The sequence below is a fragment of the Streptomyces sp. NPDC088554 genome, assembly GCF_044752945.1.
Taxonomy (GTDB): Bacteria; Actinomycetota; Actinomycetes; order Streptomycetales; family Streptomycetaceae; genus Streptomyces.
On the sequence record NZ_JBIVMF010000004.1, the window covers coordinates 255454 to 275203 of the forward strand.

Below are 19750 nucleotides of genomic sequence, written 5' to 3' on the forward strand. Positions count from 1 at the left end.
AACCTTCACATACCCGATATTTACCGCGCCTACCGTCACAGTGGCCCGTCCTGCACCAGTCGGCGGTCCGACACCAGCAGCCGGGCGGCCTCCGCGACGGCCGGGCGGTCCTGGTCGAGCCAGTCGACGGTATGGATCTCGTCGGGGCCGAGCCAGCGCAGTTCGTCGTGGTCCTCCAGGGGCCTGGCCTCACCGGAGAGCAGCCGGGCCGTCCACACCCGGAGCACATAGCCGCGGTCGAGCGGCCACTCGCCGGGGATCCGCTCCACCGGCCGGGCCTCGACGCCGAGTTCCTCGCGGAGTTCGCGGACGAGGGCCTGTTCCGGCAGCTCGCCCCGCTCCACCTTGCCGCCGGGCAGCTCCCAGCGGCCCGCCACCTCGGGCGGCGCGCTGCGGCGCGCGGCCAGCAGCCGCCCCCGGTCGTACAGGGCACCGGCCACCACCACGCGATCGTCCATGCGCGGGAGCGTAACGCGCGCGGGCCCAAGCCCGTGAGCCGGACCCCGGCCGTACGAAGCCTTCCCTCCCCGGTCAGGGGCTGTCCTGGCGGACAGCGCCCGGCCGAGAGCGAGGGCGAGCGCGGACAGCGCCCGGCCGAGAGCGAGGGCGAGGGGCTAGCGAGCCGGCTGGCTCACTCGCTCCACCGAGTACAACTGCTCAGGGCCGCTGCCGCGGAGGCTGTCGACCGTCTTCTGCGCCTCGTCCTGCGTCGCGTATCGCCCGACGCGGTAGCGGGCACCGTTGCCGTCGTGCCGGACCACCAGCCACGGGAGCGCGGCCCCACTGTCGTTCATCGTGCCTCTCCCGGCGCCGACCTGCGTCTCTCCGTACATCCCCAGGAAATCCCCATCCGCATATGCCCGAGCGTACGCCCGACCTTCACGCAGCGGATATGTGTTTTCACAAAGAGATACTCATCCGGCCAACAAAGCGCCGAAACCAGGGGGCGGGAAACGCCTGTTCACGCCCCTGCCCCAGCCGAACACCCCGCCCGAACCGTCCCGCGGCCACCGCCAACTCCGTACGGAACCATGGGAAACAGGACATCACGATCCGGACAGGGACCCCGGCCGGAGCCGCCCGGTCGGGCGAGAACGTCCGGTTCCAGTCACTTGACAGGCAGGTGGTACGCGACGCGATACCGATCGGCGGGGATCACGACCTCCGCCGTCTCCACCGCCCGCCCCGACGCGAAGTACGTGCGTTCCAGCACCATCACCACATGGCCGGGCACCCCGCCCAGCGCCAGCAGCTCGTCCGCGAGCCCGGGACGCGCGCCGACCTCCTCCAGCACGTTGTCCACGACGATGTCGATGGCCGCCATCCGCTCGACCACCCCGCAGCCGCCGAGCGGCCCCTCCTCGGGGAGCATCACCGGGGTCCGTCCCGTCACCGCGAGGGGCTCCCAGGAAGTGGAGAGCATCATCGCCTCGCCCGCCTCCCGGAAGACATAGCGCGTCCGCATCACGCGGTCCCCGGGCTGGATGCCGAGCCGGGCCGCGACCTCGGCGCTCGCCTCGTCCTGGCTGCTGCGGGACTCCCAGGTGCCCCGCGCGCCCGTCTCCGCCTGCTCCTGCCGGAACGGGCTGGAGCCGGCCGGCGGCCGGTAGCCCGACCGGGAGATACGGCGCGGGACCGGCCGCTCCCGTACGTACGTACCCGAACCGGAGCGGCCCTCGACCAGACCCTCGGCCATCAGCACCTTGCGCGCCTCCAGCGCGACCGTGTCGGAGACGCCGTAGTCCTGCCGGATCCGGGCCTGCGAGGGCAGCCGGGTGTGGGGCGGCAGCGTGCCGTTCTCGATCTTCTCGCGGAGATCGCTCGCAACGCGCAGATAAGCGGGCCGCTCACCGAAGGCCACTGGCCACTCCCATCAGGTTGACAGACAGCGACAGCCTGGCAACCGTGGGTTGCCCGCCGCAAGCAAGGGCCAGTGCTTCACTCGGAGTAATGATCCGTGTCCCCGCAGGGCGTTGGCCCGCCGTGTTCCCCCCTGGGGCCCCGGCAGTGCCGTGGGCCGTCCCCCGGAGGACGGTCCGTGCCGTGGGGCCGTCCCTGAGGGACTGTCAGTGGTGGCTGCCATCCTGGGGCCATGACCACGACCTATCTCTGTCCGGTGGACGGTACCCGCTCCCCCGTCGAGTCGCTCGCCTGGTGCTGCCCCCTCTGCCGGGGGCCCTGGGACCTGGACTTCGACGCCGGGCCCGTCCCGCTCGACAGCCTCCCCTCGCGGGTCAACTCGCTGTGGCGGTACGAGGAGGCGCTGCCGCTCGCCGCCCCTGCGGGCAGCCTCGGGGAGGGGCGCACCCCGCTTGTCGAGTTGTCGCCGTTCATCGGCGCCAAGCTCGACTTCCTGATGCCGACGCTCTCCTTCAAGGACCGGGGCGCGGTGATGCTCGCCGCGCTGGCCCGGACGCTGGGCCCGGAGCGGGTCGTCGCCGACAGCAGCGGCAACGCGGGCACGGCCGTCGCGGCGTACTGCGCGCGGGCCGGGCTGCCCTGCGCCGTGTACGTACCGGAGGCGACCTCGGCCAAGAAGACAGAGCAGATCCGGGCCCATGGCGCCCGGCTCATACGCGTCCCCGGCGACCGCGAGGCCACCGCGCTCGCGGCCCGCGCCGCCGCCGACGAGCCGGGCACGTTCTACGCGAGCCATGTCCACAACCCGTACTTCCTGCACGGCACGAAGACCTATGTCTACGAGCTGTGGGAGGACCTCGGGGGCCGGCTCCCCGAGGCGATCGTCGTACCGGTCGGCAATGGCACGCTGCTGCTCGGAGCGGCGCTCGCGATCACCGAGCTGTACGGACACGGGCTGATCGCCGAGCGCCCCGCCCTGATCGCCGTCCAGGCCGAGGCCGTCTCCCCGCTGGCCGCCGCCTTCCACGCGGGCGCGGACACCCTGCCGGCCCGCCCCGGGGCCATGGCGCCGACGCTCGCCGAGGGCATCGCCATCCCGAACCCGCCGCGCGCCCGGCAGATCCTGCGCGCCGTCCGGGAGTCCGGCGGGACGTTCCTCACCGTGACGGAGGACCAGGTACGGACCGCACAGCTCGATCTGGCCTCCCGCGGCCTCTTCGTGGAGTCCACGGGCGTGGCCTGCTGGGCGGCGGTGGGCGGCTGGACGGACCGCTCCGCCGTGGTGCCGCTCTGCGGCGCGGGCGCCAAGACGGGCCTGGCGCCCGCAGGAAGGCGAGCCGATCGGTGAGCTGTGCGGATCGGGGGGCTGTGCGGATCAGGGGGCTGTACCGATCGGTGAGCTGTGCGGATCAGGGGGCTGTACCGATCGGTGAGCTGTGCGGATCAGGGGGCTGTACCGATCGGTGAGCTGTGCGGATCAGGGGGCTTCGGTGAGTTTTACGGAACCGGACCGCCGCCCCCGGTGGCAGCTGTCCCGCGAGGGCCAGATCCGCCGCGTGCACCACCCCGATCACCGGATAGCCCCCGGTGACCGGATGGTCCGCCAGGAACAGGATCGGCTGTCCGTTCGGCGGCACCTGAAGGGCGCCGCGCACCATGCCCTCGGCGGGCAGTTCGCCCTCCCGGGCGCGTACGAGCGTGGGCCCCGCCAGCCGGACCGCCACCCGGTTGCCGCGGCTGGTGGCCTCCCAGACCTCGCCGTACAGCGCCGCGACGGACCCCCGGTCGAACCAGTCGTCGCGCGGCCCCGGCACGACCCGGAGCACGAAGTCGCGGGGCGGATCGGCGCGCGGGGCCAGGTCCACGCCGGGCAGGGTGCCCGTGGGCGGCGCCAGCGGGAGGACGTCGCCCGCCGACAGCGGCGGCGGGCCGAGCCCCGACAGCAGGTCGGCGGAGCGGGATCCGAGGGTGGCCGGGACATCGGGCCCGCCGCGCACCGCGAGATACGTCCGCAGCCCGGCGGTGGGCACGCCGAGTTCGAGCAGTTGCCCGTCGGCCATCGCGAAGGGCGCGTTCATCCCGAGGCGGACGCCGTCCAGCCGGGCGGGGCAGGGCGCCCCGGTGAGCGCCGCGTAGACGACGCCCCGGGCCCGCGTCCTGACCCGCAGTCCGCCGAAGGTGGTCTCCAGGGCCGGGGTGTTCTCCGGGTTGCCCACCAGCCGGTTGCCGAGCGTCAGCGACGGCGGGTCGGCGGCGCCCGAGGCGGTCACGCCCAGATGGGCCCAGCCGGGCCTGCCGAGGTCCTGAAGGGTGGTCAGCGGACCGGGCGCCAGGATCTCCAGCCGCCGTCCTCCGGTGCTCACCGCCCCCGCGTTCACCGCTCGGGCGCTCATCGCCCCACCGCCCGCAGCCGTACGGGCCGGCCGGGCACCAGCAGCGCGGGCGGGTCCCGCCGCTCGTCCCACAGGGCGAGCGAGGTCGTGCCGAGGAGCCGCCAGCCGCCCGGCGAGGGGCGCGGGTAGATCCCGGTGAAGCCGCCCGCCACCGCGACGGCGCCCGCGGGCACTTCGGTACGCGGCTCGGCGCGCCGGGACAGCCCCAGCACCGGGTCCGTGCCGGTCAGATAGCCGAAGCCGGGGGCGAAGCCCGCGAAGGCGACGGTGTAGAGGGGTGCGGTGTGCCGGGCGATCACCTCGTCCACGGTCAGCCCGGTCAGCGCGGCGGCCTCCGCCAGGTCGGGGCCGTCGTAGCGGACGGGCACGATCAGCGTGCCGGGCCCGTCGGGCGCCCCGGCCCCGTCGGCCGCCCCGGACCTCTCGGTCGCGTCCAGCCGTTGCCCGGCCGCCACCGTCGTCCCGGCGGCGCGGCGCGTCATCTCCCGGGCCAGCGCGTCGTGTCCGGTGACCGCCGGGTCGTAGGTGACCAGCAGGGTGCGCGCGGCGGCGACCAGCTCCCGGACGCCCGGCGGCGTGTCGTACTCCATCGCGGTGCGCAGGGCGAGGACCTCCTCGATGGAGTCCAGGTCGGCGATGAGCGCCGCGCTGCCCACGGCCCGCACCGCAAGCGCGCCACGCGGACCGGCCGGCGTCATCGGGCGGCGAAGGGCCGGGGGGCGTGGCCCGCGCGGGTGAGTTCCTCGCGTACCAGCCGGGCGATCTCCACCGCGCCGGGCGTGTCGCCGTGCACGCACAGGGAGTCGGCGGCGACCGGGACCTCCGTACCGTCGACCGCCACGATCACGCCCTCCGTCACCAGCCGCAGGCAGCGCGCCACGATCTCGCCGGGATCGTGCAGTACGGCGCCGGGCTCGCGCCGGGGGACGAGAGCGCCGCTCGCGGTGTAGGCGCGGTCGGCGAACGCCTCCCGGACACAGCCCAGTCCGGCCCCGGACGCCCGCCGCAGCCACGCGCTGCCGGGCAGCCCCAGCACGGGCAGACCCGCGTCGTACAGCCGTACCGCCTCCACGACGGCGGCGGCCTGCTCCTCGTGGTGGACGATCGCGTTGTACAGCGCGCCGTGCGGTTTGACGTACGCGACGCGCGCCCCGGCCACCCGGGCGAAGCCGTCGAGGGCGGCGAGCTGGTAGAGCACGTCGTTGACGAGTTCGGCCGGGTCCATGTCGATGAACCGCCGCCCGAACCCGGCCAGATCGCGGTAGCCGACCTGCGCGCCGATCGCGACGCCCCGCTCGGCCGCCCGTTCGCACACCCGCCGCATCACGGTCGGATCGCCCGCGTGGAAACCGCAGGCCACGTTGGCGCTGGTGACGATGGACAGGAGCGCGTCGTCGTCCCCCGACCGCCACTGGCCGAAGCCTTCGCCGAGGTCGCTGTTGAGATCAATCGCCATGGTCGTCACCTGCCCACGAGGAGAAGTCACCCGGTCCGAGAAAGAGTCACGCGGTCCGAAGAGGATCGCGCGGTACGAGATACGAGAAGAGTCGCGCGGTCCCACGGGACCATCGTCCCCCGCGCGGACCACCCGAACCGACAGCACCCACAGCACGCGGCCACCCGGGTGGGCCGGGCCGCTCGGCACGCGCGCCCCGGCTCCCCTCCCGTACCCCTGTTCGTACGGTCGGTTCCGTGCCCCTCTCCCGTACGCCCTTCCTCGCGCCCCTCCTCGCGGGCGCGCTCGCCGTCACCGCCGTCCCCCCGGTCGCGCACGCCGCCGACCCCGCGCCCGTGACCGCGCCCGCCGGCTGCGGGCAGGAGGACGACCCCGGCTGGTCCCCCGCCGCCACCCGGATCGACCCCGCCGACAGCCACCACGCCCACACCGGCAACGGCTATCTGGGCGTCCGCGTGCCACCCACCGGGGCCGGTTACGCCGAGCCGGGCGGCGCGACCGGCTTCCCGCTGTACACCCCCCGCTACGACGGCGCCCTCGTCGCCGGGCTGTACGCCCACGAGCCGGACGTCACCGCCGACCGCCAGGTGATCGCCGCGCTGCCTACCTGGACGACCCTGGACGTACGGGTGGGTGACGAGACGTTCGGCCCCCGGAGCCGGATCTCCCGGTACCGCCAGAGCCTGCTGCTGCGCTGCGGGGTGGTCCGTACCGCACTGCGCTGGACCACGGCGGACGGCCGCGTCACCGATCTGGTGTACGAGGTCCTCACCGACCGCTCCGACCCCCATGTCGGCGCCGTACGGCTGAGCCTCACCCCCCGCTGGAGCGGCGACGCCACCGTCACCGGGGAGCTCGACTGGCGCGGGGCACGCCGTATCACCCGTACCGGTACGGAGGGCGGGGTCGCCACCTTCCGTACGAACGGCACCGCGACCACCGGCGCCCTCGCGGCCACGCTGCGCCCCGCGCCGCGCGGCGCGTCGGCGGTGCGGGAGGGGCGTACGCACACCTTCGAGAAGTACGTCGGCGTCGACACCGCCCTCACCTCGGCCGACCCCCGGGCCGCCGCCCTCACCGCGTCGCGCGGGGCGGCCGACCGGGGCTGGCGGGCGCTGTTCGACGCCAACGCGGCGGCCTGGGCGCCGCTCTGGGGGCCGGACATCGACGTACCGGGCCACGCGGATCTCCGGGCGTGGCTGCGTTCCGCGCAGTACGGGCTGCTGACCGCCGCCCGCCCCGGCGCCGCCGACAGCCTCGCGCCGACCGGGCTGAGCAGCGACAACTACGCGGGCCAGATCTTCTGGGACGCCGAGACCTGGATCTACCCGGGGCTGCTGGCGACCCGGCCCGAACTGGCGCGCTCCGTCGTCGAGTACCGCTACCGCACCCGGGAGGCCGCCGCGTCGAACGCCGCGAAGCTCGGTTTCAAGGGCCTGTTCTACCCGTGGACCAGCGGCGGCGAGGGGTACGTCTGGCCCGAGTGCCAGAGCTGGTACCCGCCGCACTGCGTCACCCAGAACCACCTCCAGAGCGATATCTCCCTCGCCGTCTGGCAGTACTACCTGGCGACCGGCGACCGCGCGTGGCTGCGGGAGCGCGGCTGGCCGCTGATGCGCGGGATCGCCGAGTTCTGGGCGTCCCGGGTGACCGCCACCCCGGACGGCGGCTACTCCGTCAAGGAGGTGGCGGGCCCCGACGAGTACAGCAACGGCGTCACCGACGGCGTCTTCACCAACGCGGGCGCGGCGACCGTCCTGCGGAACGCGGTCCGGGCGGCGGCGCTCGTCGGCGCGACGCCCCCGGCCGAGTGGACCAGGATCGCCGACCGGATCCGTATCCCGTACGACGCCGAGCGGAAGATCTACCTCCAGTACGCGGGCTACGACGGGTCCCGGATCAAGCAGGCGGACACCGTGCTGCTCACCTATCCGCTGGAGTGGCCGATGCCCGAGGGCGCGGCGGCGGCCACCCTCGACTACTACGCCGCGCGCACCGACCCGGACGGGCCCGCGATGACCGACTCGGTGCACGCGATCGACGCGGCGGCCATCGGGGAGCCGGGCTGCGCGGTCCACACGTACCTCCAGCGGTCGATCAGACCGTTCGTCCGGGGCCCCTTCGCCCTCTTCTCCGAGGCACGCGGCGACAAGGCGGGCGCGGAGGATCCCCTGTCGGGCTCGCCCGCGCAGGACTTCCTCACCGGCAAGGGCGGTTTCCTCCAGGTCTTCACGCACGGGCTGACGGGGCTCCGGCCGCGCGAGGACGGGGTCCGGCTGGACCCGATGCTGCCGCCCCAGCTCGCGGACGGTGTCACCCTGCGCGGGCTGCGCTGGCAGGGCCGTACGTACGACATCGCCATCGGCGCCCGCGAGACCACGCTCCGGCTGACGTCCGGCGCCCCCTTCACCATCCACACCCCGGCGGGCGCCCGTACCCTCGCCGCCACCCTCACGCTCCCGACCCGCCGCCCGGACCTCACCCCGACCGGCAACGCGGCCCGCTGCCGCCCGGCGACCGCCACCTCCGAGGAGAGCGGCCTGTACGCGGCGGCCGCCGTCGACGGCAGCGCGGCGACGTCCTGGGTGCCCGCCGACCCCACCGCCTCGCTCACCGTCGACCTGGGCGGAACGGCGCCCGTCGCCGAGGTCGCCCCGCGATGGACGGACCCGCGCCCGGCCTCGTACACGATCGAGACCTCGACGGACGCGGCGCACTGGCAGCCCCTGGAACCGGGCGCGGAGGCCCGCCACGTACGGGTGACGGTCCGGTCACCGGCGGGCGACGAGCGCACGGGCATCAGCGAACTGACGGTGACCCGGAACTGATACGGGCCCGTCCTCCCTTGTACGACGTTTCACAGCGGCCCTTCCTGTACGTACGGAGCGGTCCGCACCGCCAGCCACTCGGTGCACCCCCATGCCCCGAGCGCCAGCGCCCCCACCACCACCAGCGCCGCCAACGGCTCCCGCAGCCGCAGCGCGCCGACCGCCAGCGCCCACGCGCCGAGCGCCAGCGCGGGCATCCCGAACAGCATCAGCGGCAACTCGACATAGAGCAGCCGCAGATCCGTCTGCCCCTCGAACCGCACCAGCCCCGCCCTGGCCCCCCTCGCCCACACCAGCGGCCCGACCGCGAACCCGCCCACCACGGCCAGACACCCCGCCCACCCACGCGTCTTCTCCATGCCCCCGACGGACGCACGGGCCCCCCGCCCGGTTCCGGCCCGCCCGGCCTCCCGTACAGGTGACGCCCCGCTCGTGTCACGGCGCGGGGAAGGCGTACGGAGACCGGGCGCCGACGCCCCCTCGGCAGCGGGTGAGAGGCCACCTCGTCCATCGAGACGGAGCACGCCCGCCGAGGTCGTCGGCCGCCCTCGCGCCTCATGCGCTACGGCGTCGCCGCCCCCTCCGGCGCGGCCTCCGTGATCACCTCCACCGCCCGGTCGACCTGAGCGGGGGTGAGGTCCGCGCGGGAGGCGATACGGATACGGGAGATCCCGTCGGTCACCGCGGGCGGCCGGAAGCAGCCCACGCGGACGCCCTGTTCGGCGCAGCGTGCCGTCCACTCCTCGGCGGTCTTCGGCGAGGGCGCCCGGACCGACACCACCGCCGCGTCGGGCGTGCTCACCGTGAAGCCGCGCTCCTTCAGCCTCATCGAGATCTCCGCGGCGATGCCCCGGGCGCGCGGCACCAGATCGGGCTCGGCACGCATGATCCGCAGGGCTGCCAGCGCGGCCGCCACGTTGGCCGGGGCCAGGCCGGTGTCGAAGATGAAGGTGCGGGCGCTCTCGACCATCTGCCGGATCGCCCGCCGTGGGCCGAAGACCGCGCCGCCCTGGGCGCCGAGGGACTTGGAGAGGGTGAGCGAGGTGACGACGTCCGGCGCGGAGGCCAGCCCCATGGCGTGTGCGGCGCCCCTGCCGCCCTCGCCGAGTACGCCGAAGCCGTGCGCGTCGTCGACGAGCAGGGATGCCTGGTGCTGTCGGCAGACCTCGATCACGTCGCCGAGCGGAGCGAGGTCGCCGTCGACCGAGAAGACCGAGTCGGTGATCACGAGCGCGTTCGGCTGCCGCCGGTTCCGCAGCGCTTCGCCCATCGCCTTCACGTCGAGGTGCGGGGCCACGGAGACCTCCGACCGGGACAGCCGGCAGCCGTCGATCAGCGAGGCGTGAATGTCCTGGTCGGTGACGATGAGCGACTCCGGTCCTGACAGGGTCGTGATCGCGCTCAGGTTGGCCATGTATCCGGAGGAGAAAACCAGTGCCGCCTCGGCCCCGGTGAAGTCCGCCAGCTCTTCTTCGAATTCGGCGTGCAGGGCCGTGGATCCGCTGACCACACGGGATCCGGTCGAGCTGGTGCCCCAGCGGCGGGTGGCCTCGACCGCCGCCTCGACGACCCGCTTGTCCTGGCTCAGTCCGAGGTAGTCATTGCCCTGGAGGGCAATGAACTCTTCGTCGGCGTCGCGTGTCCGCAACCGCCGAAAAATTCCGGCGGCCGCCCGTCGCTCGAACTCCTTCTCCAACCAGTCGAAAACCCTCTCAGGAGAGGGCGTCACCGCTTCCGTGTTCCGTGAAGTCATGGCGGGAGGCTAGCCGGGCAAACCACGTACCTGGACGTGCCCCAACGTAAACCAACAGAAGTCCCACTCTTCCCCGAGTCGGTCGGGGACGCCTCCTGACCACCCCCTACTCGGGAAGGATCCCGAATAGGGGTGTCCGACCATTCTTATCGTTTCGGTAACGTCAACGGAAGGTGCCGCATTACCGAGTCCGAGGCGTGACCCCTATACCAAATCCCCTACCATCACTCACCACCGAGGGGCCCGCCCGCAAGCCGACGGGCCCCTCGGAATCAGGCAAGGTTAGATCCGCGTCGCCCTGGGAAAGAACGGACTACTCACGTCCGGTCACACGGCAAGCGGAGGTTGCCCCGCATTGGATGTGCGGGATCCGAACCCGATCGGACCTGTCATTCCGGTAAATATAAAAATAAAATCAAGGCAAAGAGCGTTGCACAGCGCCATTCAGTTCAGAAAGGTCCCCAATGACTGGACAAGTTCGCGGATACGAGGTGCGAATACCCAAACCCCGGATCGCCAGAGATGAATGCCCCCACTCCACACGTCGATTCGACAGTTTCTCGGAACTCATGGACGACTTCGGCCTCTGCGTGGCCTTCGTCGCCCCTTGTCTCTGCATCACATCTGCCAGTGAAAATTTCTCTCGCCTCTTCGGGAATACCACTGAATCAATCAGACGGTTGTCGTTCCGCGACATCTTGAGATTCCACCCGGAAAGCCGTCTGGGCGAAAATTTCGATCAGATTTTCCACGGCCATCAGAAGTACTTCGCAGAGCACTTCGGCGGTGCGTCGCTCAACCGAAGCGTGAACGATTTGCAGATATACGCCTTCGCCATGGAAAAGGACTGCGACGACGACGGCAGGACGGCACTGGTGATCGTCAGGCGCCAGAGCGGCGCCCCCGGCGAGAAGACCGTCGTCCTGAGCGAGATCGCCGCCCGCATCGTCGAGGGCGTCGCGATGGGCGAGTCGTCGACCCAGATCGCCTCCCGGCTCAACCTGAGCAAGCAGGGCGTCGAGTACCACATCAGCGGCCTGTTGCGGAAATTCGACGCACCCAGCCGGACCGCGCTGATCTCCATGATTTTCGTCAAGCGTATTTTCGATCCGACCTGTTGGCCACCGAAGGTACTTCCGCAGTATGTGAAATAGCCGCAGGGCGGCCGGGGTCCGACCGGACCGGGTCCCGGCCGCCCAGGAGAATTACCTGCCGTTTTCGCGAGGGCTTCTCGGCAAATCCCTCCCACCTCGGCACGGGCATCACACGCGACGCGAGGAACCCCCCGTCGCCACGCCCGGATCTCTCATCGTCATGCGGTCATTTCCCGGCGCCCTTCCGCCCGGCCCGCGACCCTTCCGCCCGGCCCGCGACCTTTTCGCCAGGCCCGCGACCTTTCCACCCGGCCGGTGACTTTTTCACCGGGCCCAGTGACCTTCCGCCCGGCCGGTTTTCCCCCCCGCCCGCGCATTCCATCCCTTGCCCCGAGCCCTGAGCCCCGTACTGGAGCCTTCCCATGTTGAGCACCATGCAGGACGGACAATTCTCCCTGGCCGACCTCCTCCAATACACGCGTCGCGTGCACGCGGATATCGAGGTCACCACCTGGACGGAGGCCGGGCCACGACGTACGACGTACGGGGAGATCGGCCGGGACGCCGCGCGGCTGGCGCACGCGCTGCGCGGGCTCGGTGTCACCGGTGACCAGCGGGTGGCCACCTTCATGTGGAACAACGCCGAGCACCTGACCGCGTACTTCGCCGTCCCCGCCATGGGCGCCGTACTGCACACCCTGAACGTCCGGCTGTTCCCCGGCCAGTTGGTCTACATCGCCAACCACGCCGAGGATCACGTCGTCCTGGTCGACGGCTCGCTCGTGCCGCAACTGGCCGAGCTGCTGCCGCGGATGACGACGGTCCGGCACGTCGTGGTCGTCAACGGCGATCCGGGCGCGCTCCGGGCCCCCGCCGCCATCGAGGTCCACGGCTACGACGACCTGCTCGCCGGAGAGCCGGACGACTTCCCCTGGCCCGACATCGACGAACGCCAGGCCGCCGCCATGTGCTACACCTCCGGCACCACCGGCGATCCGAAGGGCGTCGTCTACTCGCACCGGTCGATCTGGCTGCACTCCCTCCAGGACTGCATGACGAACAGCACATGTCTGTACCAGGGAGACAGATCCCTGGTCCTCGTCCCCATGTTCCACGTGCTGGCCTGGGGACTGCCCCACTCGTCGGCGATGATCGGCGGCTCGCTGGTGCTGCCGGACCGTTTCCTCCAGCCCGCGGACATCGCGCGGATGCTCGCCTCCGAACGGCCGACGCTGGCCTGCGGCGTGCCCGCGATCTGGCAGGCGGTGCTGCACCACCTCGACTCCGCACCGCAGGACATCTCGCACCTGCGGGAGATCGTGGTCGGCGGCTCCACCTGCCCGCCCGCCCTCTTCACGGCGTACGAGGAGCGACACGGCGTACCCCTCCTGCACTGCTGGGGCATGACCGAGACATCCCCGCTGGGTACGGTCGCCCGGCCGCCGGCCGGTACGGACCCCGAACGGGCCTGGGCCCACCGCTTGTCCCAGGGCCGTTTCCCGGCTCCGGTGCGGGCCCGGCTGCTCGACGACGAGGGCCGGGAACTGCCCTGGGACAACGAGAGCGTCGGCGAGGTGGCACTGCGCGGGCCGTGGGTGGCGGCCGGCTACTACGGCGGCGCCGAGCCCGATCAGTCGCACGACGGCTGGCTGCGCACCGGGGACATCGGCCGGATCAGCCCCGACGGCTACCTGACACTGACCGACCGGGCCAAGGACGTGATCAAGTCCGGTGGCGAGTGGATCTCCTCGATCGACCTGGAGAACCAGGTGATGGCCCACCCCTCGGTGGCGGAGGCCGGCGCGGTCGGGGTACCGGACGAGCGGTGGGGCGAACGGCCCCTGGTCGCGGTCGTACTGAACGCGGGACAGCGGGCGACCCCCGCCGAACTGCGCGCGTTCCTGTCCGGGCGGGTGCCCCGGTGGCAGCTGCCCGAGCGGTGGACGTTCGTCGCCGCGCTGCCGAGAACGAGTGTCGGCAAGGTCGACAAAAAGCAGCTGCGGGAGCTGTATGCCAAGGGCGTGCTCGACCTGCACCACATCCCGCCCTCCGCGTAAGGAGAACAGGCGGTCAGCCGATCCGGACGGGGGATCCGGGACCGGCCCGGACTAGCAATAGTGCCAGTTTCACTTCACTCGTCCGCCGCAAAGTCCTCAGGTGTTATAAAGTTCAAATGCATCGAGCCGAGTTCCCGAACAAAAGGGTTCCGGAGAATTCGACCGTTCTTTTCTCCCCTTGTCTTCCGGCTGCACAGCAGACCTGAAGGAATTCTTTCCTTCATTTCCGACTGCCAATTATCAGCCGCTCCAGGGTGAAAGCAAGAGAAAGCAAAGAGGTCATGACCGATCTGTCCAAGGAATTGATATCCCGTGTGGATAGCGCCGCACTTCATCAAATCCGCGACCTTGATATCGACGACGTCATCGCCTATCTCCACACCGATCTCAAGAAGCTGCCGGACTACACGTCCCTGTACAAGCGATACCACCGCCAGCGCTGGAACGCCTACGAGATCGACTTCGCCCAGGACATGGACGACTGGCAGAACCGGATGACGCGGGAGGAGCGCGACGCGTTCACCGCCGTCTCCGCCGGGTTCCACCACGGGGAGCGCCAGGTCGAGGTGGAACTCCCGGTGTTCATGCTCGGCGGGACCGAGGAATCGAAGATGTTCCTGGCCAGCCAGGTCGAGGACGAGGCCAGGCACATGGTCTTCTTCGACCGCTTCTACCGGGAGGTCGTCGACCTTCCCGGCGAGTCGGTGCAGGAGCTGCTCGACTCGTCGTTCGGGTACATCTCCGAGACCTTCGTCGGCGCGTTCGGGCTTCTCGCGTACCTCGCGGACGACCTGCGGCGCGACCCCGAGGACCCCGTCCGACGGGTGCGGTACGGCACCTCGTACTTCCTGTGGATCGAGGGTGTCCTGGCGCTGACCGTCATGAAGGTCACGCTGGGTTTCTGCCGCAACCGGGGGCTGCTCCCCGGCTACTACACGGGGTTCACCGCGTCCTGCCGGGACGAGGCCCGCCATGTGCAGGGGGGCATGCGGTTCCTGCGCGACTCGGTGCAGGAGGACCCGCGGCTGCTGCTCGCCGTCCACGACACGCTCCGGGCGGCCCTGACCGTCTCCGCCACGACGAGCCGGCGGATCCCACTGGAACCGCTCGGCTGGGACCTGGCCGGCCTCCAGCAGGAAATGATGCGCCAGCTCTGGATGAAGCTGTCGGACGTCGGCATCGGCCTCCCCCCTGACCTGGACAGCATGGTTTCCGCGATCCGGACCCGGGCCTGAGGAGGACCGCATGACGACGAACATGATGGAGAACGCGCCGCTGACCGTGCCCGGATTCCTTACCGAGGAGTGGGCCGAGGACGTACGCCGGGCGCTGAACGCCGGGCCGGACGAGGAAGCCCGCGCGGCCAAGCTGCCGAACTACTGGCGGTGGATCGAAGGAGTGCGCTCGACGTACTCGTCCTCGTGGGCGCTGGGCGTCGTCGGCCTGCCCGACGCCCCGGACGACGGCGGCTACCTGCGCCTGGACTGGCAGGACGGGCAGTGTGTGAAGGCGTCCGTGCTCGGCCCGGCCAAGCCCGCCGAGATGGCGGTCGACTATGTCCTGCGCGGCGACCTCGCCACCTGGCGGCAGTTGCTGTCGGACGAGTGCGACCCGCGCCGCGTGGTGATGTACCGCCAGCTGCGGCTGGAGAAGGGGGACACGCTCTCCTTCTTCCAAGCGATCTACTTCTTCGCCGAGGCGGTCGGCGTGCTCAGCAAGGTTCCCGTGCGTCTGTGACGGAATGTCCGCGATGGAAACGTCTGTGCCGGAACATCCGCGGCGGAAACGTCTGTGCCGGAACATCCGCGGCGGAAACGTCTGTGCCGGAACATCCGCGGCGGAAACGTCTGTGCCGGAACATCCGCGAGAAAAGCCTCCGCGCACCCCTGACGACGCGCCGCGGAGAGGAATCGGTGGAGATTCATGGAGTTCAGCTGGGCTGCTGACCAGCAGCATCGCTACGACAGCACCCTCGCAGAGGTGACGAGGTTCTTCACGCGGACCCCCCCGTCCCCATCCTCGGGGACGGACCCGCAGACGGGCCCTGAACCGGACGGCTTCAGCCGGGAGTCCTGGCGGTTCCTCGGCGGGCTGGGCGTCCTGGGTGCCTGTGTTCCCTGTGAGTACGGTGGACAGGGCCTCGGAGCACTGGACACCGCGCGGGTCTTCGAGGCCGTGGGGCGGGGGTGCCCGGACACCGGGCTGGCCTTCGCCGCCGCCGCGCACCTGTTCGCCTGCCTGATGCCGATCGTCGCGTTCGGCTCGCCCGCGGTGCGGGAACGGGTGCTGCCCGGACTCTGCTCGGGCGAACTCGTCGCCGCGAACGCCATGACCGAGGCCGAGGCGGGATCGGACACCGGCAGCCTCCGTACGACCGCCACCCGCGTACCGGACGGCTATCTGCTGAACGGCACCAAGACGTTCGTCAGCAACGGCCCGGTCGCCGATGTCCTGGTCGTCTACGCGACGACCGACCCGGAGGCCGGTCACTGGGGCACCACCGGATTCGTCGTGGACGCGCACGGGGCGGGCGTGGTGGCGGGTGAGCCCTTCGCCAAGCTCGGTCTCGACGGGTGCCCGGCCGGAACGGTCGAGTTCCGGGACTGCCCGGTGCCCGAGTCGGCGGTGCTCGGTGGGCCGGGGCAGGGGGCGGCGGTCTTCCAGCACTCGATGGGCTGGGAACGCGCCTGCCTGTTCGCGCTCTACGTCGGCCTCCAGGAACGCCTGGTCGACGAGTGCGTGGCGTACGCCCGCCAACGGCGCCAGTTCGGGCGTCGTATCGCCGAGTTCCAGTCCGTGTCGAACCGCGTTGTCGATATGAAGATCCGTCTGGAGAGCGCCCGGCTGCTGCTCTACCGGACCTGCTGGGAGATGGACCAGGGCGGTACGAGCGGACTCTCCGCCGCGCTGTCGAAGCTCGCGATCTCGGAGGCGGCGCTGACGACCGCCGTCGACGCCGTGCGGACCTTCGGCGGCCAGGGGTTCCGCAAGGGGTTCGGTATCGAGTCGGCGCTGCGTGACTCGGTCGCCGCCACCCTCTTCTCCGGCACCTCGGACATCCAGCGGCAGCTGGTGGCCATCGAACTGGGTCTGTGAGGACATACCGATGAGAACGTCCCCGGAACCCGCCGGGCTCCACCACCTGCTGGCCGACGCCGCCCGCGCCACCCCCGACGCGCCCGCCGTGCACCTGGGCGACGCGACCTGGTCGTACGCCGAGCTGGACCGCATGGCCGAGCGGTACGCCGCCGCGCTCGCCGCCGTCGGCGTGACCGCCGGTGACCCGGTGCTGATCTGGGCCGAGAAAAGTGCCGACGTCATCGCGCTGACGCAGGCCGCCCTGCGCCTGGGCGCGGTCTACAGCCCCCTCGCGCCCGCCAACCCGCCCGCCAGGGTGGCCAGGATCGCCGCCACCCTGCGGCCGACCCACGTCGTCACGGACCAGGCGGGCGCACGGGCCGCGGCGGCCGCGGGCTGGCCCACCGCCGCACCGCCCCTGATCACCTTCGACGCCCTGCGGGAGCGGGCCGCCGCCCGGCCCGCTCCGCCGTGGCACCCCGCCGGGCCGGACGATCCGGCGTACGTCCTCTACACCTCCGGCTCCACCGGTGACCCGAAGGGCGTCTGCCTGAGCCACCGCAACGCGCTGGCGTTCCTGCGGTGGGCCGTGGCCGAGACCGGTCTGCGCGCCGGCGACCGGCTCGCCAACCACGCCCCCTTCAACTTCGACCTCTCCGTCTTCGACCTCTACGGCGCCTTCCGCGCCGGGGCGTCGGTGGACCTGATCCCGGACGACCTCGCCCACGCGCCCTCGGCCCTGGTGGACTTCCTCTTCGAGCGGAGGATCACCGTCTGGTACTCGGTGCCGTCGGCGCTGCTGCTCATGATGCGGCTGGGCGGGCTGCTCGACGCGGGCGTCCCCCCGGCCCTGCGCGTCTGCGTCTTCGCCGGCGAGCCCTTTCCCACCGGCGGGGCCCTGCGGCTACGGGCGGCCTGGCCGGGGGTGCGGCTGTTCAACTGGTACGGGCCGACCGAGACCAACGTATGCGCCGGATACGAACTGACCGGGGCCGACGACGGACGGTCCGAGCCACTGCCGATCGGGAAACCCGCCGCCGGCGACCTCATCAGGCTCGACGGTACGACGGCGGACGGCACCGGGGAGATCGTCGTGGACGGTCCCACGGTCATGCTCGGCTACTGGGGTCAGGACCGGCTGCCCCCGGGCGGCTACCGCACGGGGGACCTCGGCCGCTACGACGCCGACGGGAACCTCGTATACCTGGGCCGCAAGGACGCCATGGTGAAGGTACGGGGCCACCGGGTCGAACCCAGCGAGATCGAGGCCGTGCTCAGCACCCACCCGGGCATCGCCGATGTGGCGGTCGCCGTCACCGGCACGGGAGTCGAGGCCCGGCTGCACGCCGTCGTCGTACCGGCCGGCCCCCAGCCGCCCGGACTGCTCGCTCTCAAGGCCCACTGCGCGGCATCGCTGCCGACGTACATGGTCGTCGACTCCGTGTCGGCGGCCGAAAGCCTCCCCCGCACCGCGAACGGCAAGACCGACCGTTCTCGTCTGCTCGCCACGCTCACCCCCGCTCAGCAGAAGGAGAAACCGTGACCGACCTCGACCGCACGAAGATCCTGTCGAAACTCAACGATTACGTCGTCGCGGAGTTGCTCGACGGCAAGGACGCCGAACAGTTCGACACGACGACGCCGTTGCTCGACTGGGGCCTGCTCAACTCCATCGAGACGGCCCGGCTGGTCAGTTTCGTCCGGCAGGAGCTGGGGGTGCGGGTGCCTCCGGCCGACATGGTCAAGAAGAACTTCCAGGACCTGGAGTCCATCGCCGATCTGCTGCTCTCCCTCCAGGACTCCTCGGCCTGAGACCGCCGGACCTCCCTTTCCACGACCCCATGACACGTATGAAGGAGCCAACTCATGAGCGGTGACCACGAGTACGACTACGACGTGGGCATCATCGGTGGCGGTCCCGCGGGCTCGACCCTCGCCTCCTACCTGGCCAAGGCCGGGCTGTCCGTCGCGGTGTTCGAGAGCGAGTTCTTCCCCCGGGAGCACGTCGGCGAGTCGCTGGTACCGGCGGTGATCCCGGTCCTGCACGACATCGGCGCCATCGACAAGATCGAGAACGGTCCCTTCGTCCGCAAGTACGGCGCGGCCTGGACCTCCTCGGACACCCGCCCGACCAGCACCATGGAGTTCGACGCGGGCTCGCACGGGCTGGGCGTCGCGGAGATCGCGTACGAGGAGCGGGAACAGCCCGGCGTCGACCGCACCTACGCCTGGCACGTCGACCGGGGCGAGTTCGACCTCGTCCTGCTGAAGCACGCCGAGGAGCTGGGCGCCAAGGTCTACCAGGGGATGCGGGTCAACCGCGTGGACTTCTCCCGGGCGGACCGGCCGGTGCTCCATATGAAGGTCGGCAACCAGCGGACCGAGGTCCCGGTACGCATGGTGGTCGACGCCACCGGCCGCCAGACCCTCCTGGGCAGTCAGCTCAAGGTCAAGGTCAACGACCCGGTCTTCAACCAGTACGCGGTGCACACCTGGTTCGAGGACCTGGACCGCGAGTCCCTGGCCCGCCGCCCCCAGGACGCCGACTACATCCATGTGCACTTCCTCCCCGAGGAGGACACCTGGGTCTGGCAGATCCCCATCACCGAGACCATCACGTCGATCGGTGTGGTCACCCAGAAGCAGCGGTTCAAGGAGGCCAAGGACGACCTGGAGGGGTTCTTCTGGCAGGCCGTCGGCAGCCGGCCCGAACTGGGCGACGCCCTGCGCAAGGCCAAGCAGCTGCGGAAGTTCAAGTCCGAGGGCGACTACAGCTACGGCATGCGGGAGATATCCGGCGACAGCAGGCTCCTCATCGGGGACGCCGCCCGCTTCGTGGACCCGATCTTCTCCAGCGGTGTGAGTGTCGCGATGAACAGCGGCCGGCTCGCCGCGACGTCCATCATCGCCGCGCACGAGGCCGGTGACTTCACCAAGCACCGCTTCGACGGCTACGTCGACACACTCCGGCGCGGGGTGAACATCTGGTACGACTTCATCTCCATGTACTACCGGCTGAACGTGCTCTTCACCGCGTTCATCGACGACCCCCGCTACCGGGAGGACGTCATCCGCATGCTCCAGGGTGACGTGTACGACGCGGACGAGCCCGCCGCCCTGACCGCGATGAAGGAGTACGTCGCGGCCGTCGAGGCCGACCCGTCCCATCTCTGGCACTCCCACCTGGGCAACCTGAAGGCGTCGGCCTCGGCGCTGGCCCTCTTCTAGGGC

Annotated in this window: 18 protein-coding genes; 10 read left to right on the plus strand and 8 right to left on the minus strand. The window is 71.2% G+C overall.

Annotation, left to right across the window (positions count from 1 at the left end; genetic code table 11):
• Positions 1 to 35: 35 nt before the first annotated feature.
• The 3 genes from ACIP8W_RS06805 to ACIP8W_RS06815 form a co-directional block, all read right to left on the minus strand.
• Positions 36 to 458: a (deoxy)nucleoside triphosphate pyrophosphohydrolase gene (locus tag ACIP8W_RS06805; RefSeq protein ID WP_401947150.1), complete on the minus strand. Its 423-nt coding sequence runs from the start codon at positions 456 to 458 to the stop codon at positions 36 to 38.
• A 156-nt stretch (positions 459 to 614) separates the two neighbouring features.
• The gene (locus ACIP8W_RS06810) at positions 615 to 794 is read right to left on the minus strand and encodes an SPOR domain-containing protein (RefSeq protein ID WP_402202194.1); all 180 of its coding nucleotides are present in this window, start codon (positions 792 to 794) and stop codon (positions 615 to 617) included.
• A 314-nt stretch (positions 795 to 1108) separates the two neighbouring features.
• A complete protein-coding gene (locus tag ACIP8W_RS06815) occupies positions 1109 to 1861 on the minus strand; it encodes a GntR family transcriptional regulator (RefSeq protein WP_401947156.1) in 753 nt (250 codons plus the stop codon).
• Positions 1862 to 2092: 231 nt separating this feature from the next.
• Between ACIP8W_RS06815 and ACIP8W_RS06820 the strand changes: the two genes are divergently transcribed.
• The gene (locus ACIP8W_RS06820) at positions 2093 to 3208 is read left to right on the plus strand and encodes a threonine synthase (RefSeq protein WP_401947158.1); all 1116 of its coding nucleotides are present in this window, start codon (positions 2093 to 2095) and stop codon (positions 3206 to 3208) included.
• Between the two features lie 61 nt (positions 3209 to 3269).
• On the opposite strand, the gene ACIP8W_RS06825 is transcribed toward ACIP8W_RS06820, so the two are convergent.
• Genes ACIP8W_RS06825 through ACIP8W_RS06835 form a run of 3 tightly spaced genes read right to left on the minus strand, consistent with a single transcriptional unit; the run spans position 3270 to position 5709 of the window.
• Complete coding sequence (locus ACIP8W_RS06825) at positions 3270 to 4253, minus strand: biotin-dependent carboxyltransferase family protein (RefSeq protein WP_402202196.1); 984 nt, start codon at positions 4251 to 4253, stop codon at positions 3270 to 3272.
• The gene (locus ACIP8W_RS06830) at positions 4250 to 4951 is read right to left on the minus strand and encodes an allophanate hydrolase subunit 1 (protein WP_401947163.1); all 702 of its coding nucleotides are present in this window, start codon (positions 4949 to 4951) and stop codon (positions 4250 to 4252) included. The genes ACIP8W_RS06825 and ACIP8W_RS06830 overlap by 4 nt, the downstream gene beginning before the upstream one ends.
• Entirely contained in the window at positions 4948 to 5709 is a 762-nt protein-coding gene (locus tag ACIP8W_RS06835) for a LamB/YcsF family protein (protein WP_401947165.1), read from the minus strand. Before ACIP8W_RS06835 ends, ACIP8W_RS06830 begins: the two co-directional genes overlap by 4 nt.
• A gap of 236 nt (positions 5710 to 5945) precedes the next feature.
• Between ACIP8W_RS06835 and ACIP8W_RS06840 the strand changes: the two genes are divergently transcribed.
• The gene (locus ACIP8W_RS06840; protein WP_402202198.1) at positions 5946 to 8537 is read left to right on the plus strand and encodes a glycosyl hydrolase family 65 protein; all 2592 of its coding nucleotides are present in this window, start codon (positions 5946 to 5948) and stop codon (positions 8535 to 8537) included.
• A gap of 29 nt (positions 8538 to 8566) precedes the next feature.
• On the opposite strand, the gene ACIP8W_RS06845 is transcribed toward ACIP8W_RS06840, so the two are convergent.
• Positions 8567 to 8896 (minus strand): hypothetical protein, encoded by a 330-nt coding sequence (locus ACIP8W_RS06845; RefSeq protein WP_401947171.1) that lies wholly within the window; start codon positions 8894 to 8896, stop codon positions 8567 to 8569.
• Between the two features lie 203 nt (positions 8897 to 9099).
• Complete coding sequence (locus ACIP8W_RS06850) at positions 9100 to 10290, minus strand: 8-amino-7-oxononanoate synthase (RefSeq protein ID WP_402202200.1); 1191 nt, start codon at positions 10288 to 10290, stop codon at positions 9100 to 9102.
• 569 nt (positions 10291 to 10859) lie between these two features.
• On the opposite strand from ACIP8W_RS06850, the gene ACIP8W_RS06855 reads away from it, so the two are divergent.
• The 8 genes from ACIP8W_RS06855 (at position 10860) to ACIP8W_RS06890 (ending at position 19747) form a co-directional block, all read left to right on the plus strand.
• Positions 10860 to 11444: a LuxR C-terminal-related transcriptional regulator gene (locus ACIP8W_RS06855; protein WP_402202202.1), complete on the plus strand. Its 585-nt coding sequence runs from the start codon at positions 10860 to 10862 to the stop codon at positions 11442 to 11444.
• A gap of 362 nt (positions 11445 to 11806) precedes the next feature.
• The gene (locus ACIP8W_RS06860) at positions 11807 to 13441 is read left to right on the plus strand and encodes a long-chain fatty acid--CoA ligase (RefSeq protein ID WP_402149959.1); all 1635 of its coding nucleotides are present in this window, start codon (positions 11807 to 11809) and stop codon (positions 13439 to 13441) included.
• Positions 13442 to 13755: 314 nt separating this feature from the next.
• Positions 13756 to 14676 (plus strand): ribonucleotide-diphosphate reductase subunit beta, encoded by a 921-nt coding sequence (locus ACIP8W_RS06865; RefSeq protein ID WP_401947181.1) that lies wholly within the window; start codon positions 13756 to 13758, stop codon positions 14674 to 14676.
• 10 nt (positions 14677 to 14686) lie between these two features.
• A complete protein-coding gene (locus ACIP8W_RS06870) occupies positions 14687 to 15178 on the plus strand; it encodes a hypothetical protein (RefSeq protein ID WP_401947184.1) in 492 nt (163 codons plus the stop codon).
• 186 nt (positions 15179 to 15364) lie between these two features.
• Complete coding sequence (locus tag ACIP8W_RS06875) at positions 15365 to 16537, plus strand: acyl-CoA dehydrogenase family protein (RefSeq protein ID WP_401947187.1); 1173 nt, start codon at positions 15365 to 15367, stop codon at positions 16535 to 16537.
• 10 nt (positions 16538 to 16547) lie between these two features.
• Positions 16548 to 18062: an amino acid adenylation domain-containing protein gene (locus ACIP8W_RS06880; protein ID WP_402202205.1), complete on the plus strand. Its 1515-nt coding sequence runs from the start codon at positions 16548 to 16550 to the stop codon at positions 18060 to 18062.
• A complete protein-coding gene (locus ACIP8W_RS06885) occupies positions 18059 to 18331 on the plus strand; it encodes an acyl carrier protein (protein ID WP_401947193.1) in 273 nt (90 codons plus the stop codon). The genes ACIP8W_RS06880 and ACIP8W_RS06885 overlap by 4 nt, the downstream gene beginning before the upstream one ends.
• A 54-nt stretch (positions 18332 to 18385) precedes the next feature.
• Positions 18386 to 19747 (plus strand): NAD(P)/FAD-dependent oxidoreductase, encoded by a 1362-nt coding sequence (locus ACIP8W_RS06890; RefSeq protein WP_401947196.1) that lies wholly within the window; start codon positions 18386 to 18388, stop codon positions 19745 to 19747.
• The last annotated feature ends 3 nt before the right edge of the window (positions 19748 to 19750 follow it).